Here is a 15,632-nt window from a genome sequence, read left to right on the forward strand (position 1 = left end):
CCCCAGCCGGCCCCGCCCCAGCCGCGTCGGCGTGAGGCGCGAAAGATCCCGCGTACGGCACCCGCGGCCCAATCGCTCCGAGCGATGACATCCGCACGGCGCTGGACGTGGGCCGGAGGGAGGGCGAAGGAGTGGAAGAGCATGTGGGCCTGGTCGACGGCGGCGAGCAGGGCGATCAGGGTCGCCGTACGCCTGCTCGGGTGTGCGCCGTCGAACAGAGCTGCGCAGAGGTGGCGGCGCATGTCCGCTTTGTAGCTCACCTCGGCGGCCGGCCAGCTCGTCCGCGTGATGAGGAAGTGCTTCTCCTGCTCCTGGCGCAGCAGCCCTTGGTGGACGAGGCGGCCGGCGACGTGGCCGAACATGTCGATGCCGCAGCTTCTGATCAGGGGCGCGGGGCGTGCGTGGCCCCCGGCGAGGGTCAGGCAGCGCTGGAGAAGGGGATCCTGCGGTATCCGAACCCCGGTCGGGTGCACCTCGACCATGTGCGTGACGGGGTCAGGGTGCAGCTGGACCGCGCCGGTGAGTGCGAGCTCGGACACCAGGGCACCGCCTGCCAGGAGATCGAGCATCCGGGAGCTGAGCCCGCCGACGGGTCGTCCGGTGACGTCCTCGAGCACGAGCAGGACCAGGTCTTCCGCGATCAGCATGTCGTCATCCCGGTGGCGTGATGGCCGCGGCGTAGCGCTTCGCGAGGATGTCGAGATGGTCGCGGAGCTCCGGGGGCGACTCGACGGTGAAGTCGAGGCCGAGCATGCCGATCCAGACGGCGACGACCTCGACGCTGTCGCCGCCGGTGACCAGGACGCTGCGGTCGGCGGCGATCGGCTCGACGGTGCCGACGGCGGGATTGATGCGGGAGATGACCTCGTCGGCGGGGGCGGCGATCACCAGGCGGGCATGGACGGCCCAGCCGGTGCGCGCGACCTCGCGGACCACGAACTCGGTGAGGTCGAAGCCTGGGTCGGCGGGGCGGAACGGTCTCCCGCCGGGGACCTTGAGACGTAGCCAGTCGACCCGCAGCGGCAGCCAGGCGTCGGTGAGGGGGTTGCGGGCGACGAGGTACCAGCGGCGCTGCCAGGAGATCAGCCGGTAGGGCTCGACCTCGACGGGCTCGTCGCGGTAGTCGGCGCGTACGCCCTGGTGGTCGCGGATCGCGGTGGCCAGTGTTTGCAGGGTGCCGGCGTCGACGTCCGGGTCGGGGACGTTGCTGTCGGTGTTGACCGGGCCGGCCTCCATGGCGTCGACCACCGCGGCCAGCTTGCGGCGCAGGTGGTCGGGCAGCACCTGGTCGAGCTTGGCAAGCGCGCGGGAGCTGGTCTCGGCCACCCCGGCGATGCCGGTGGCGGCGCGGAGACCCACGGCGACCGCGACCGCCTCCTCGTCGTCGAGGAGCAGGGGCGGGAGCTTGCCGCCGGTGCCGAGCCGGTAGCGCCCACCGGGGCCGCGCACCGACTCCACCGGATAGCCGAGCTCGCGGAGCTTGGTCATGTCGTTGCGCACGGTGCGCTCGGAGACGTCGAGCCGGGTGGCCAGGTCGGTGCCGGTCCAACCGGCCGAGGACTGCAGCAGGCCCAGCAACGCCAGGAGTCGCGCGGAGGTTTCCAGCACGTGGTCAGCGTCCTCCAGAAAAGATTCACGGGCCAGCGAAATTGCGGAATCAGGCTTGCCGGAACCCTTCCTAACGTGGGTCTCACAAGGTCGGAAACCACCAAGGAGAAGTCATGAACCAGCAGGTCAGCAGCCAGATCAGCACCGTCACCGTCGAGTTCCCGCAGGCCGATCTCGACGACCTCCGCTCCCGCCTGGAACGCACCCGGTTCGCGCCCAGCGTGCCTGGTGACTCCTGGGAGTACGGCACCCCGACCGCCTATCTCGCCGACATGGTCGAGCGCTGGAAGGGCTTCGACTGGCGGGCGGTCGAAGAGCGCATCAACGCGGTCCCCAACCACCAGACCGAGATCGACGGCCAGGTCGTCCACTTCGTCCACGTACCCTCCGCCAACCCGGACGCCAAGGCGCTCCTGCTCGCCCACACCTACCCGGGCTCGTTCCTCGAGTTCCTCCCGATGATCGAGCTCTTGACCGAGGAGTTCCACCTGGTGATCCCGGACATGCCGGGCTTCGGGCTCTCGGCGCCGCTCGTCGACACCGGCAGGACGATGAAGCGGGTCGCCGAGACGTACGACGTCCTCATGCGGCGACTCGGCTACGACTCCTACGGAGTGCACGGCAGCGACGGCGGCGCGATGGTCGGTCGTGAGCTGGCGATCCTGAACCCGGACGGCTTCCTCGGGGCGCACGTCCTCCAGCTCTTCTCGTTCCCGTCCGGCGACCCGAGCGAGTTCGAGGGCTTCGGACCGAAGGAGTACGCGGCGCTGGAGCACATGCAGTGGTTCCAGTCGGTCGGCGGCTACAACGCCATGAACGGCTCGCGTCCGCAGACGATCGGCGCGGCACTGGCCGACTCGCCGGTGGGGACGCTGGCCTACAGCGAGCTCTTCGAGTCCTTCGGGAATGGCACCTCGCTGGTCACTCCCGAGCAGGTCCTCGAGCAGGCGACCTACTACTGGCTCACCAACTCCTACGCCTCGGCGGCCCGCTACCACTACGAGGAGGGCCGCGCCGAGCGCGAGCCGGAGATCTCCCAGGGCCGGATCGGCGTCGCCGTCTTCAAGGACGACTTCCAGACCATCAGGTCGCTGGCCGAGCGGGACAACGCCAACATCCAGCACTGGTCGGAGTTCTCCGAGGGCGGCCACTACGCCGCCATGGAGCGACCCGGCGACATCGCCGCCGACCTCAAGGTCTTCTTCGCCTGACGGTCGGGGAGAGCCCGGGGATCGCAGCCTTCCGCGGCGGCGATCCCCGAGCACGTTGTCAGGTGGCCGCCGTGGTGACGGTGGTGGCGACCATCACCGTGGTCATGACCGCGACGACCTCGTCCATCACCTCCCTGACGCCCTTGGCGGCCCAGTCGCCATGGGCGATCTCCTTCGCCCGCTTCTTGACCGTCCCGGAGCCGACCGCCCTCGTGTCGACCACCCTGTGGGCGAGGTCGATTGAGGAGAGCAGGGCGATGAGCGGCCCAGTCCGTGCGTCCGGGGTGGCGCCCTGCACGAGGACGGCGGCCAGCTGGCTGCGTACGGCGTTCTCGTGGGTCGAGTCCGCAGCCGGCCAGGTGGTGCGCGGGAAGAGGCCGAGGATCTTCTCGTCGCGGCGCTTGAGGATGTTGCGGTCGCAGAGCCGGGCGGCCAGGGCCTCGTGAAGACCCTTGCCGAGGTCGGAGACGGCGTTCTTGGCCGTCAGCGGCTTGGTCGCCAACGCGTCGTACGCAGCAGCCAGGATCGGCTCGTCCGGCCGGTGCCCCGGCAGGGCCACCGCCTTGGCCGGGGTGAGCCCGGCCTTGGGCATCACCTGGACCGAGCCCGTCATCACGAGCTCGGTCAGGATCGCTCCGCCCAGCGCTTGCTGGACCCAGGACGAGGTGAGGGTGCCCTTGTCGTCGTCGAGGACGAGCAGCAGCAGATCTTCGGCGATGAGCATGCCTCAGACGCTACGGCGGTGCGGTCGACCGCACCTCCTACGAAAGGACGATCTTCACCTCGACGTTGGTCTGACTAGGCGTCCGTCGACTCGGGGCCGGCGACGTCGAACATCCAGCTCACGCCGAACTTGTCGTCGAACTGGCCGAAGTAGTCGCCCCACGGTGCCTGCGCGAACGGCATCCCGGCCGTGCCGCCCTCGGAGAGCTTGGCGAACTGGTCGGCGTAGACCTCGTGGTCGGCCGGGTCTGCGCTGGTGACCGCGATGGTGACACCGGCGGTCGGCGCGACGTAGTCCATGCCCGGAGGCGTGTCGGAGGCCATCAGGACTCGACCGTCGTCGAAGGTGAGCGAGCCGTGCATGACCTGGTCGGCGCTCTCGGCGGGCGCGCCCATCTCGGGCATGTCGCCGAAGGTCATGATCTCGACCTTGCCCCCGAGCACCGAGCTGTAGAACTCGAGCGCTTCCTTCGCCTGGCCGTTGAAGCTGATGTAGGGGTTGAGCGTTCCCATGCTGATCTCCTTTGATCGATGTCTGACCCCGCTGCCCACAGTAGGCGCGCGCCATGATGCTGAGAAGAGCAATTCGCATCTGCCCTCCTCTACTTCAGGGATGGGTCACATCGACGCCGAGCCAGGTCGCCAGAGCCTCGATCTCGGCCTCCACCGCGTCCCCGATCTCGGCAGTCCAACCGAAGTCCTCGTGCACGGCGAAGACGTTCAGCTGCTGCTTCTTGTGGTCCACCTTGGCGTCGAGCTTCCCGACCAGCCGCTCGCCGTGCAGGATCGGGAGCGCGAAGTAGCCCCAGCGCCGCTTTGCCGCCGGCTTGTACATCTCCAGGACGTACTCGAACCCGAACAGGTCCAGCGCCCGGTCGCGGTCGTAGACGAGACGGTCGAAGGGGGAGAGCAGGGCCGTACGTGGCTCGAACTCGTCATCGAGCGCTGCCAGCGCCTCGGGATCGACCCGCCACTCGCCGTCGACGCCGGCCACGGTGCACGGGACCCCGGCGTCGCCGGCGCCGAGCATCTCGCCGCCGGAGGATTCCTTCCGCCCGGGTCGGGCGATCCCGAGCGAGGCCAGTCGCCGGACCGTCTCGACCTTCAGTGCCTCGTCGGGTGACGGCAGCCGCAGGTCGGAGGGGTAGACGCGCTCGGCGAGGTCCCAGGTGCGCAGCTTCCCGCGGCGTCCGGCGATCGCGACCTCGCCCATCCGGTTGAGCAGCTCGATCATCCGCAGCACGTTCTTGTCGTTCGTCCACCCGGTCGAGGCCCAGGGCACCTCGGCGGTGTCCTCGATCTCACCGGCAACGAGCGGACCGTCGGCTCGCAGACGACCCAGGATCTGCGTACGGAATCTGCTGTTGGCCTCCACCCACTCGACGGCCGTGGGGTGGATCCGCCCGGGGGAGAGGGCCAGGACGGTCTCGATCTCGTCCATCGGCACGATGAAGCTGGAGAACTCCACCAGCGAGCGCTCCTGCTCGAGGGCGAAGGTCAGGTCCGAATGGTCGTACGCATCCCCCAACCGCGACCAGGCCACCAGGTCGGCACTCGGCGCGATCGCTTTCGTCGGGTCGATCTGCAGCAGCGTCAGCTGGTCGACGGTCTCCACCAACGACACCGGCCGGCGCGCGTCGAGGAGCTGGGCACGGACCGCGATCCGGCGCGCCTGCTCCGGAGCCAGGGTGAGCGTCATGGTCGTCACACTAGGGGGAGTTCCGGACGACCTGCTGCCGATTCGTACCGATCTTCCGATTCCGCTTGACCACGCGGATGTTAACGCTCACACTGAGTCGCATCGTGACGACGGTCACACTGGGCCGCCGCAGTGAAACACTGGAGGACGACAGTGAAGAAGACCCTCACTGCTCTGTGCGCACTCGCCATCGGCGGGATGTCGCTCAGCGCGTGCGGTGGCAGCGAGGCTGCCGACGACGGCTCGATCACCATGGGCTTCGCCCAGGTCGGGGCCGAGAGCGGCTGGCGCACCGCCAACACCACCTCGATCCAGGAGTCGGCGAAGGAGGCCGGCATCGAGCTGAAGTTCTCGGATGCGCAGCAGAAGCAGGAGAACCAGATCAAGTCGATCCGGTCCTACATCCAGCAGAAGGTGGACGTGATCGCGTTCAGCCCGGTCGTCGAGACCGGCTGGGACGCGGTGCTCCAGGAGGCCAAGCGCGCCAAGATCCCCGTGGTGCTGACCGACCGGGCCGTGGACACCGAGGACACCTCGCTCTACGTGACCTTCATCGGCTCCGACTTCGTCGAGGAGGGGGAGAAGGCGGGCCAGTGGCTGGTCGACAACGCGGACGCCTCCGACGTCGACAAGGACGGCGCGGTCAACGTCGTCGAGCTGCAGGGCACCACCGGATCGGCCCCGGCGATCGACCGCAAGAAGGGGTTCGAGGACAAGATCTCGGCCGACTCCAAGATCAAGATCACCGCCTCCCAGACCGGTGACTTCACCCGTGACGGCGGCAAGCAGGTCATGGAGGCCTTCCTGCAGTCCGAGCCGAAGATCGATGTCGTCTACGCCCACAACGACGACATGGGCCTGGGTGCGATCGAGGCGATCAAGGCAGCCGGTAAGAAGCCCGGCACCGACATCAAGATCATCACCGTCGATGCGGTCAAGGACGGGATGACCGCGCTGGCCGCAGGAGAGATCAACTTCATCGTCGAGTGCAGCCCGCTGCTCGGTCCGCAGCTGATGGACGTCGCCGAGAAGGTCGTCGCCGGCGAGGAGGTCCCCGAGCGCATCGTCACCGAGGAGACCACCTTCACGCCGGAGCAGGCGGCCGAGGTGCTGCCGGACCGGAAGTACTGACGCCGCCGCCGACCGAGGCACCTCGGTGAGCCGTTGCTTCCTTCGTGGAACTCCACGAGGGGAGTGCGCGCTCACCGAGGTACCTCGGTGAGCATCCCGCCCCGCCGCACCCGCCCCGAACCGCCAGGAGCCAGCACGACATGAGCCAGGCAGAAGTGAAGCCACCCGGACCGGTGGTGGAGATGCTCGACGTCTCCATCACATTCGGGGCGGTGCGAGCGCTCGACGAGGTCTCGCTCCGACTCCTCCCCGGGGAGGTGCACGCGCTCATGGGGGAGAACGGGGCGGGGAAGTCGACGCTGATCAAGGCGCTGACCGGGGTCTACACGATCGACTCGGGACGAGTGGTGATCGACGGCGTCGAGACCCAGTTCGCCACTCCGGCGGCTGCGCAGCACGCCGGGATCAGCACGGTCTACCAGGAGGTCAACCTGGTGCCCAACCTCACCGTCGCCGAGAACATGCTCCTCGGCCGCGAGCCTCGCCGACTCGGCCGGATCGACCGGCGTGAGATGAACCGCCGTGCGGCCGCGTCCCTCCAGGCGCTCGGCATCGACGTGGATCCCGCCTCCGAGCTCGGCAGCCATCCGATCGCGGTCCAGCAGCTCGTCGCGATCGCGCGTGCGGTCGACACCGACGCGCGGGTGCTGATCCTCGACGAGCCGACCTCCAGCCTCGACGCCGACGAGGTGGCCAGGCTCTTCGAGGTGATGCGCAGGCTGCGCGACCACGGCACCGCCATCGTCTTCGTCTCCCACTTCCTCGACCAGGTCTTCGAGATCTCCGACCGGATGACGATCCTGCGAAACGGCCGCGTCGTGGGCGAGCGACTGGTCGAGGAGACGACCCAGCTCGAGCTGGTGCAGCTGATGATCGGTCGCGATCTCCAGGTGCTCGAACGCCTCGACCATGCCGCGCACGAGGCCACCGAGGAGACCTCTGCCGAGCAGCGCCTCCCGGTACTGAGCGCCGTCGGCCTGGGCCGGAAGGGGAGCCTGGAGGCCACCGACCTGAATCTGTACGCCGGTGAGGTCGTCGGTATCGCCGGCCTGCTCGGCTCGGGACGTACCGAGCTGGCCCGGTTGCTCTTCGGTGCCGACGCACCGGACACCGGTGATCTGACCGTGAAGGGCTCGAGCCGACGGAGGCTGCGGAGCCCACGGCACGCGATCGACCGCAAGCTGGCCTTCTGCAGCGAGGACCGCAAGGCCGAGGGCGTCTTCGGGGAGCTCTCCGTCGCCGACAACATGCTGCTCGGGCTGCAGGCCAGCCGCGGCTGGCTCCGGCCGATCCCGGCGATCACGCGCTCGACGCTGGTCAGCGAGTTCATGACCGCTCTCGACATCCGGCCGGCCGACCCCAGCCTGCCGATGCGAAGCCTGTCCGGTGGCAACCAGCAGAAGGTGCTGCTGGCGCGCTGGCTGATCACCGAGCCCGACGTACTCCTTCTCGATGAGCCCACGCGCGGCATCGACATCGGCGCCAAGACCCAGATCCAGCAGCTCGTCGCCGATCTCGCCGAGAAGGGGATGAGCGTCGTGTTCATCTCCGCCGAGCTCGAGGAGGTGCTGCGGCTGAGCCATCGACTCGTCGTCCTCAAGGACCGCCGCAAGATCGCCGAACGACCCAACCGCGGCATCGACGTCAACGACGTACTCGAGATCATCACCGGCGAGCCCGGCGGGCTGGTCGAGAAGGAGTGGGCAGATGCCTGAGAGTCCTGGAACAGTCAAGGCGCTCGGCGCCCGCGCGCTCGCCCACCGCCTCTTCTGGCCGCTGGCCGCCCTCGGCGCCCTGCTGGTCGTCAACCTGATCGCGACGCCGACGTTCTTCAACGTACGCATCCAGGACGGTCACCTCTTCGGCAGCCTGGTCGACATCGTCCGCAACGGCGCCCCGGTGCTGCTGGTCGCGATCGGGATGACCCTGGTGATCGCGACGCGTGGGATCGACCTCTCGGTCGGTGCGGTGGCGGCGATCGCGGGCGCGGTCGCCTGCGTCTACATCGTCAAGAGCCCCGCCGACGGCGCTGCCGGGACCGCGGTCGTGGCGGTCACGATGGCGCTCGCGGTCTGCGTCGCGCTGGGACTGTGGAACGGCTTCCTGGTTTCCGTCGTCGGCATCCAGCCGATCATCGCCACCTTGGTCCTGATGGTGGCCGGACGCGGGATCGCGATGCTGGTGACCGGCGGCCAGATCACCACGGTCAACAACGACACCTTCGCCGCCCTGGCCTCCGGCCACCTGCTCACCCTCCCGGTCGCCGCGCTGATCGCGCTCGGGGTCTTCGCGGCCACCCAGATCGTCGTACGCCGCACCGCCCTCGGCCTGCTCATCGAGTCGGTCGGGATCAACCCGGAGGCGAGCCGGCTGGCGGGCGTGCGGTCGCGGACGATCATCTGGACCGTCTACGTCTTCGCCGCGCTCTGTGCCGGCACGGCCGGCCTGATCGTCGCCGCCAACACCCACTCGGTGAACGCCAACAGCCTCGGGCTGTGGATCGAGCTGGACGCCATCCTGGCCGTCGTCATCGGCGGTACGTCGCTGGCCGGCGGCCGCTTCTCGCTCACCGGGACGCTGGTCGGGGCGATGTTGATCGCCACCCTCACCCGGACCATCCCCAACATCGGCATCCCTGCCGAGGCCAACTATCTGTTCAAGGCGCTGGTGGTCGTGATCGTGTGCCTGCTGCAGTCGCCCAAGGCGCGGGCAGTGCTGCAGCGACGCCGTGACCGTACGCCGACCGGCCCGAGCCGCGAGGAGGCGGTCGTATGAGTATCACCGTCCCCGAGGAAGGGCTCCTCGCGCGTGCCGCGCGGTTCAGCCCGCCGCGGCGCTACCTGCCCGTGCTCGGCACGTTCGCCCTGTTCATCGGCATGTTCGGCGTCGGCGGGATCCGCTACGAGGGGTTCGCTGACCCGCAGGTCTTCCTGACCCTGCTGCTCGACAACGCGTTCCTGATCGTGCTCGCCGTGGGGATGACGTTCGTCATCCTCACCGGCGGGATCGATCTCTCGGTCGGCTCCAACGTCGCCCTCTCGACGCTGATCGCGGCCCGGACGCTCGAGCTCGGCTGGCCGGTGGTCGCGGTGATCGGGGTCGTGCTGCTGGCCGGAACTCTCCTCGGCACCGCGATGGGGCTGCTGATCCACTACTTCGACATCCAGCCGTTCATCGCGACCCTGGCGGGAATGTTCCTGGCGCGTGGCCTGTGCTACCTGATCAGCGTCGACTCGATCCCGATCAAGGACGAGACCTTCTCGGCCATCGCGTTCGGCTCGATCACCCTGCCCGGTGGCTACTACCTCGGGTGGACCGCGGTCTTCGCGCTCGTGATCGTCGCCGTCGCTGCGTACGTCCTCTCCTCGACGCGCTTCGGGCGCACGGTCTACGCACTCGGTGGCAGTGAGCCGTCGGCGCTGCTGATGGGGCTGCCGGTGGCGGCGACCAAGGTCGGGGTCTACGCGATCAGCGGGCTGTGCGCGGCGCTCGGCGGGCTGCTGTTCGCGCTCTACACGCTCTCGGGCTACTCGCTGCACGCGGTCGGGATGGAGCTGGACGCGATCGCCGCGGTGGTCATCGGCGGGACGCTGCTCACCGGCGGGCGTGGCTTCGTGATCGGGTCGTTGCTCGGGGTGCTCGTGCTGGGCACGATCCAGACGTTCATCTCGTTCGACGGCACGTTGTCGTCGTGGTGGACGCGGATCACGATCGGGGTGTTGGTGCTCGTGTTTGTGGTCGCGCAGCGGGTGTTGACTCGGCGGTAGATCGGCCTTCTTTCCGCTACCGCCGGGTGCTGTGTTTTGTGGTTGGTGTTTGCCGCCGACCCGTTACGGAGGGTGTTCTCAGCGGCGTCCGGAGTAAAGGACGGCCTTCGGCCGCCGGCTTCGCCGGCCGCTTCGCGGTCCTTGACACCGGCCGTCGCTGAGAATTTTTGGCTGGCTATCGGGTCGGCGGCAGGGGTCTGGCGCGGCGGTCTGGGTTGGGTGGGGGCTTGGGATCGGTGGCGAACGAATTTTCGTTCGCGCCGAGGGGACTAGGTGGAATGGCGGGGTGAACGAAAATTCGTTCGGCGGGGAGGGGTGAATGAAAATTCGTTCGTCCCCCGTGGGTGAATGAATTTTCATTCGCGCCGGGGCATCCACCTCCCGAGGAGCGACTGCCCTGCGGCCACTCAGGGGCGGCGGCCCAGTCCAGCCCGAGACGACAGCACCAAGCCCGAGGCATCAGCCCGGGCGTACGGCCAAATGCCTCTGACCAACCCAGCGACTACAGCCGCCCAAGAGCCGCCCGCAACGGATCGAGCCCGAGCGACCCGAGGTCCAGCGCCGCACGATGGAAGGCCTTCATGTCGAAGGCGGCCCCGGCACGAGCGCGGGCATCCTCGCGAGCCTGGAGCCAGATCCGCTCGCCGACCTTGTAGGACGGGGCCTGGCCGGGCCAGCCGAGGTAGCGGGCGACCTCGAAGTCCAGGAAGGCGGCCTCCATCAGGCAGTGCTCGCCGATGAACTCACGGCCGAGCTCCGGAGTCCACACCTCGCCCGGGTGGAAGCCGAACGGGTTGTCCTCCGGGATCGTCAGCTCCAGGTGCATGCCGATGTCGATGATGACCCGGGCGGCTCGGAAGGACTGGCCGTCGAGCATGCCGAGGCGGTCGCCGGGGTCGTCGAGGTAGCCGAGGTCGTCCATGAGGCGCTCGGCGTAGAGCGCCCAGCCCTCGCCGTGGCCGGAGACCCAGCACATCAGCCGCTGCCAGCGGTTGAGCAGCTCGGCGCGGTAGGCGGTCTGGGCGACCTGGAGGTGATGGCCCGGCACGCCCTCGTGGTAGACCGTGGTCAGCTCGCGCCAGGTGCCGAACGAGGTGACCGACTCGGGCACCGACCACCACATCCGGCCGGGTCGGGAGAAGTCCTCGGAGGGGCCGGTGTAGTAGATCCCGCCATCAGAGGTCGGGGCGATCATGCACTCGATCCGTCGGACCGGCTCGGGGATGTCGAAGTGCACGTCGGCCAGCTCGGCGATCGCCTGATCGGTCTTGCTCTGCATCCACGACTTCAGCGCGTCGGTCGAGGCCAGCTGCCGTGCGGGGTCGTCGTCGAGGTGAGCCGCCGCCTCGGCGACGCTCGCTCCCGGCAGGATCCGGTCAGCGGTGGCGTCCATGTCGTCGGAGAGCCGCTTGAGCTCCTCCCAACCCCAGGCGTACGTCTCCTCCAGATCGATCTCGGCGCCGAGATAGCGGCGCGAGTAGAGCCGGTAGTGGTCGCGCCCCACGGCCTCCTTCGGCAGCCCGTGGGGGACCAGGTCGTCGCTCATGAACCGGCCGAACTCGGCGAACGCCTCGTTGGCCTTCGCAGCCGAGGCCTCGAGCTCGGCGCGCAGGGAGGCGGGAGTGTTCTCGGGAGCGCGCGCCACCAGACCGCTGAAGAAGTCTCCGGCGCCCTTCTGACCGGTCCAGCCGAGGATCTGGTCCGCGACCTTCGCGTACTGAGCCGTGGCCGACACCCGGCCGGCCGCCGCCTCCTCGCGGAGCGTCGCCGCATAGCCCGCGACGGCCTGCGGCAGTCCGGCCAGCCGCGAACGGATCGCGGCCCAGTCGTCCTCGGTGTCGGTCGGCATCAGGTCGAAGACCTCGCGCAGGTTGTGGATGCCGCTGGCGATGACGGAGACGAACTTCCGGTCGAGCTGCGCGTCGGCGAACTCGATGTCGAGGCCGACCCGCTCCAGGAACGCCTCCTTGGCCACCTGTTCACGCTCGTCGACGGGCTCGATCGCGGCCACGTCGGCGTACGCCGCCCGATGGAGATCCTCCACGGCCTGCATCCCGTCGGGAGAGAGGTCGGGGAGCTCCGCGTCGTGGCCGGCGACACCGACGTACGTCGCGGTCAGCGGGTCGAGGGCACAGAGCTCCTCGACATAGCGGTCGGTGCGGGCGTCTACTTCACGGGTCACCCCGCCAACCCTAGGACCGGGAGGTGCCGGGGCAACTCAATTCCGCGCTACACGCAACGAACACGACAGACTTCGCGTAGGAGGGGTGTGAACATGCCAGAGGAGGTGTCCGTGGATGCCGGCCATGAGGCGACAGAGCCCGACTTCGGTGCCTGGGTGGCCTCCCGGGGTCCCGCGCTGCAGCGGTTCGCCTACCTGGTGACCGGCAACAGCTCCGACGCTCCGGACCTGGTGCAGGACGCCCTCACCCGCGCGCTGCCGCGGTGGGAGTCGCTGGCGGCGTCCGGGACGGCGGAGGCGTACGTGAAGAGGAGCATCGTCAACGGGTCGATCAGCGGCTGGCGCAAGCGCCGCCGTCTGGTGTTGGTCGAGGACGTCGAGCCGATGGCCACCAGCCACGCGCCCGGCCCGGAGGAACGCGACGCGGACGAGGCGTGGGCTCTGGTGCAGACGCTGCCGTCGAACCAGCGGGCGGCGGTGGTGCTCCGGTTCTACGAGGACCTGTCGTTCGCACAGATAGCCGTGGTGCTCGACTGCGCCGAAGCCACCGCCCGCTCACATGTGCACCGGGCGCTGGCCAAGCTGAGGGAACGATTGAACGAGGGGGTTGACAATGAGTGACTTCGAGCGTGAGGAGCGGGCCTTCCGGGCCGCCCTGGCCCGTGCCGCCGATGGCTTCGAGCCGCAGGAGCTCGCGATCCCCGGGGCCGCTGAGGAATCCGGACCGGACGACGTGTCCGACACGTCCGACGAGCAGGTGAAGGCGCCCGTACGCCGCAAGGCTCCCTGGATCCTGGCTGCGGCCGCCGCGGTGCTGGCCGTCATCGGCCTGGGCGGCGTGGTGGCCAACCTGCAGCCCACCGGCAGCAGCGGCGAGAGCACGGCCGCGAGCGACGACGCCGGTCTGAAGGACAGCTCGGGCGACGCTCCCAAGCCGCTGACAGAGCAGAAGGAGGCGGCCCCCGAGGGCACCTATGTCGACCCGGGCCGCAAGGATCTGGGTGCGCCCGCGGAGGGGAAGCGCTGGGCGGTCCGCTACGACATCGCCTTCCAGGTGCCCGAGGAATGGGCCGACGCCACGGCGGCGGCGCTGCCGGAGTGCATCGCGGAGCCCGGCGACCAGTGGGACACCGTCCCGCGGACTCCCTACGTCGCCAACATCACCAACCAGCCGGTGCCGGCGATCGCCTGCAACGAGACCCGTGACCGTGACTTCCCGGCGGAGTTCGGCAAGGTTCCGTTCGCGCTGTGGCAGCCGTATGTTCTGATCGAGAAGCCCGGCGAGGGCGTGCCTGCTCCCGAGACCGGCTCCTGGGAGCACGAGGGCTGGCTGCTGACGCGGGTCCAGGTCGAGGACGCGTACGCCACGATCCTCACCGGTCCCGGCGACGACGACGTCAACGACGACATCAAGGCCTCGCTGCAGACGACGCCCAAGGACCCCTACGGCTGCGACACGGCCTCGCCGCTGGCCCAGGGCGACCCGGTGCGACCGAAGACGAAGCCGACGAGCTCACCGCTCGAGGGCGATGCTCCGGACTCGATCGCAATCTGCGAGTACGAGCCGTCCTCGGCCTCGCTCACCGGCTCGCGCGAGATCACCGGCGACGACGCCTCCGGTCTCGTCGAGGCGATCCGGGACGCCCCGGCCCGCTCGGGCCCCAACTCGCCGCAGAACTGTGCCGAGGGGCAGCCGGTGACGTCGTACGTCATCCTGCGGATCGCCCGAGACGGCAGAGAGCCCGGGGAGGTCTACGTGAACTACGAGAACTGCACGGACCACGGGTTCTACGACGGGATCACCGTGCACGCGCTCACCCCGGCGGCCTGCCGACCGGTGTTCGCCGAGGAACCGGTCACGATCTACTCGGCTCAGGGCGACGTCGCCAAGGTCTGCCTCTCCTGACCCTCGGTTGCTGGCCGCCCCCGCTCGGGGAGGACGGCCAGCAACCGAGTAGTGCGCCACGCGGCGTAGAGGAAGAGCAGCACCAGGAGTCCGTTGCGCCAGGCGAGCACCTCGGTGATCCAGGGTGAGCCGATGTCGTTGAAGGTGAGCATGTAGCCGTACATCCGCGGGAAGATCTCGTGGGTCAGCAGCGTCACCGCGGCCAGCGCGACCGACCAGATCCCGAGCTGTCGGCGAGCCCGTCCGCGGAGCAGGACCAGGCCGGCGGAGGCGGCCGGGAGCAGCCAGAGCATGTACTGCGGGCTCAGCACCTTGTTCGTCACCAGGAACGCGGCCACGGTCGCGAGCACCAGCCACACGATCGTCTCCTCGGTCCTCTCGCCATCAGGGAGGCGACGCCAGGCGAGCACCCACCAGACGATGACGAGCGCACCGACGACCACGGAGGCGACCGTCGCCGCGAGCAGCAGCGCCTCGACCCGCGGCCCGCTGATGTCGTACGCCTTCCACTCGGTGTAGCTGATCGCGTAGCCGCTCGCCGGCCCGCCGTGGCCCCACACGAACATCGCCGGTGTCGCGAAGACCGACTCGATCTGGAGCCCTCGCTCGCTCTGGTAGCTCAGCGGCGTCCAGAGCCGGTCCCAACCACCGAGGACGAGGCTCAGACCGGCGAGCGCGACGCCGGTCGCGCCGACCGTCAGGATGACCCCGCGGCGCGCGGCACGGTTCGCCGCCAGCGCCGGGATGACCAGGATCGGCCAGTACTTCGCGCCGGTCGCGAAGGAGGCGAACGTCGCCGCAACCCGTGGTCTCCGCGAGGTGTAGAGCACCGCCAGACCGACCATGATCCCGGGGAAGAGGTCGAAACGGGCGTACGCCGTCGCCCCCAGCGACGGGACCGCGGCCAGCCACAACGCCTCGCCGCCCGAGATCCCGAGGCGTGGATGCTCGCCTCGGCGGTTGCGGACGATCAGCACCATGAAGAGCAGATCGGTCAGCACCGCCATCGCCAGCACCGCCACGATGTAGGCCTCGCCGCCGAGGCGGAGCAGGCCGATCGCGGCGTACGGGACCCAGAGCAGCAGCAGCGCCGGCACCGGATACTCGACCAGCGTCCCTGCTGTTCCGTCCTCGGCGAGGGCGTCGAGGCTGTCGCGGTAGTAGTTGACGTCGCCCACGACGCCCCACTCCGCGCCCCACCAGTCGACCCAGCCCTCGGCTGCCGCCGGGAACCCGTAGAGGACCACCACCCATCCCCGGGTCATCAGCCATGCCAGGGTGACCAGGAGATATCGCCGAGAGAACGTGATCACGCAGCCATCTTCTCAGGGGCTCAGCGTGACATCGCGAACCTCGTCAGTGAGGCAGGCCGCTGGCGCGCCAGGCGTTGGGGCCGGGGTGGAGG

General features: G+C 69.1%; 14 protein-coding genes. 7 read left to right on the top strand and 7 right to left on the bottom strand.

The annotated features are described in order from the left end of the window. Both G5C66_RS25105 and G5C66_RS25110 read right to left on the bottom strand, forming a co-directional pair. Positions 1-647, bottom strand: a 647-nt coding sequence (locus tag G5C66_RS25105) for a GOLPH3/VPS74 family protein (RefSeq protein ID WP_165114430.1), incomplete at its 3' end; no start/stop codon positions are given. Between the two features lie 4 nt (positions 648-651). Further along, complete coding sequence (locus G5C66_RS25110; protein ID WP_165114433.1) at positions 652-1,608, bottom strand: HTH domain-containing protein; 957 nt, start codon at positions 1,606-1,608, stop codon at positions 652-654. Positions 1,609-1,721: 113 nt separating this feature from the next. On the opposite strand from G5C66_RS25110, the gene G5C66_RS25115 reads away from it, so the two are divergent. Beyond that, the gene (locus G5C66_RS25115) at positions 1,722-2,819 is read left to right on the top strand and encodes an epoxide hydrolase family protein (protein WP_165114436.1); all 1,098 of its coding nucleotides are present in this window, start codon (positions 1,722-1,724) and stop codon (positions 2,817-2,819) included. 58 nt (positions 2,820-2,877) lie between these two features. On the opposite strand, the gene G5C66_RS25120 is transcribed toward G5C66_RS25115, so the two are convergent. The 3 genes from G5C66_RS25120 to G5C66_RS25130 form a co-directional block, all read right to left on the bottom strand. Further along, positions 2,878-3,543: a GOLPH3/VPS74 family protein gene (locus G5C66_RS25120; protein ID WP_165114439.1), complete on the bottom strand. Its 666-nt coding sequence runs from the start codon at positions 3,541-3,543 to the stop codon at positions 2,878-2,880. Positions 3,544-3,617: 74 nt separating this feature from the next. Beyond that, positions 3,618-4,055 (bottom strand): VOC family protein, encoded by a 438-nt coding sequence (locus G5C66_RS25125; RefSeq protein WP_165114442.1) that lies wholly within the window; start codon positions 4,053-4,055, stop codon positions 3,618-3,620. 94 nt (positions 4,056-4,149) lie between these two features. Then, positions 4,150-5,241 carry a DNA glycosylase AlkZ-like family protein gene (locus G5C66_RS25130; protein ID WP_165114445.1) on the bottom strand — a complete coding sequence of 364 codons (1,092 nt, stop codon included), beginning with the start codon at positions 5,239-5,241 and terminating at the stop codon, positions 4,150-4,152. 153 nt (positions 5,242-5,394) lie between these two features. On the opposite strand from G5C66_RS25130, the gene G5C66_RS25135 reads away from it, so the two are divergent. The 4 genes from G5C66_RS25135 (at position 5,395) to yjfF (ending at position 10,139) form a co-directional block, all read left to right on the top strand. Further along, the gene (locus tag G5C66_RS25135; RefSeq protein ID WP_338144319.1) at positions 5,395-6,372 is read left to right on the top strand and encodes an ABC transporter substrate-binding protein; all 978 of its coding nucleotides are present in this window, start codon (positions 5,395-5,397) and stop codon (positions 6,370-6,372) included. A gap of 140 nt (positions 6,373-6,512) precedes the next feature. Next, positions 6,513-8,087, top strand: a complete 1,575-nt coding sequence (locus tag G5C66_RS25140; RefSeq protein ID WP_165114448.1) for a sugar ABC transporter ATP-binding protein — start codon at positions 6,513-6,515, stop codon at positions 8,085-8,087. After that, on the top strand, positions 8,080-9,147 hold the full coding sequence (locus tag G5C66_RS25145; RefSeq protein ID WP_165114451.1) for an ABC transporter permease: 1,068 nt from the start codon (positions 8,080-8,082) through the stop codon (positions 9,145-9,147). Before G5C66_RS25140 ends, G5C66_RS25145 begins: the two co-directional genes overlap by 8 nt. After that, positions 9,144-10,139, top strand: a complete 996-nt coding sequence (yjfF, locus tag G5C66_RS25150) for a galactofuranose ABC transporter, permease protein YjfF (RefSeq protein ID WP_165114453.1) — start codon at positions 9,144-9,146, stop codon at positions 10,137-10,139. The genes G5C66_RS25145 and yjfF overlap by 4 nt, the downstream gene beginning before the upstream one ends. A 502-nt stretch (positions 10,140-10,641) precedes the next feature. Here the strand turns inward: yjfF and G5C66_RS25155 are convergent. Further along, positions 10,642-12,321, bottom strand: a complete 1,680-nt coding sequence (locus G5C66_RS25155; RefSeq protein WP_165114455.1) for a DUF885 family protein — start codon at positions 12,319-12,321, stop codon at positions 10,642-10,644. Positions 12,322-12,432: 111 nt separating this feature from the next. Between G5C66_RS25155 and G5C66_RS25160 the strand changes: the two genes are divergently transcribed. Both G5C66_RS25160 and G5C66_RS25165 read left to right on the top strand, forming a co-directional pair. After that, a complete protein-coding gene (locus G5C66_RS25160) occupies positions 12,433-12,942 on the top strand; it encodes a SigE family RNA polymerase sigma factor (RefSeq protein WP_338144320.1) in 510 nt (169 codons plus the stop codon). Then, complete coding sequence (locus G5C66_RS25165; RefSeq protein ID WP_165114459.1) at positions 12,935-14,227, top strand: hypothetical protein; 1,293 nt, start codon at positions 12,935-12,937, stop codon at positions 14,225-14,227. The genes G5C66_RS25160 and G5C66_RS25165 overlap by 8 nt, the downstream gene beginning before the upstream one ends. Here G5C66_RS25165 and G5C66_RS25170 read toward each other — a convergent pair. Beyond that, positions 14,194-15,540 (bottom strand): glycosyltransferase 87 family protein, encoded by a 1,347-nt coding sequence (locus G5C66_RS25170; RefSeq protein WP_165114461.1) that lies wholly within the window; start codon positions 15,538-15,540, stop codon positions 14,194-14,196. The two genes, G5C66_RS25165 and G5C66_RS25170, sit on opposite strands and share 34 nt — an antisense overlap. Between the last annotated feature and the right edge of the window lie 92 nt (positions 15,541-15,632).

Origin of the sequence: Nocardioides turkmenicus, assembly GCF_011045035.1 — a bacterium.
GTDB lineage: Bacteria > Actinomycetota > Actinomycetes > Propionibacteriales > Nocardioidaceae > Nocardioides > Nocardioides turkmenicus.

Excerpts from the sequence above, each read along its gene's own strand:
- G5C66_RS25115 (WP_165114436.1), top strand. The coding sequence starts at position 1,722 with ATGAACCAGCAGGTCAGCAGCCAGATCAGCACCGTCACCGTCGAGTTC.
- G5C66_RS25120 (WP_165114439.1), bottom strand. The coding sequence starts at position 3,543 with ATGCTCATCGCCGAAGATCTGCTGCTGCTCGTCCTCGACGACGACAAG.
- G5C66_RS25125 (WP_165114442.1), bottom strand. The coding sequence starts at position 4,055 with ATGGGAACGCTCAACCCCTACATCAGCTTCAACGGCCAGGCGAAGGAA.
- G5C66_RS25130 (WP_165114445.1), bottom strand. The coding sequence starts at position 5,241 with ATGACGCTCACCCTGGCTCCGGAGCAGGCGCGCCGGATCGCGGTCCGT.
- G5C66_RS25140 (WP_165114448.1), top strand. The coding sequence starts at position 6,513 with ATGAGCCAGGCAGAAGTGAAGCCACCCGGACCGGTGGTGGAGATGCTC.
- G5C66_RS25145 (WP_165114451.1), top strand. The coding sequence starts at position 8,080 with ATGCCTGAGAGTCCTGGAACAGTCAAGGCGCTCGGCGCCCGCGCGCTC.
- yjfF (WP_165114453.1), top strand. The coding sequence starts at position 9,144 with ATGAGTATCACCGTCCCCGAGGAAGGGCTCCTCGCGCGTGCCGCGCGG.
- G5C66_RS25165 (WP_165114459.1), top strand. The coding sequence starts at position 12,935 with ATGAGTGACTTCGAGCGTGAGGAGCGGGCCTTCCGGGCCGCCCTGGCC.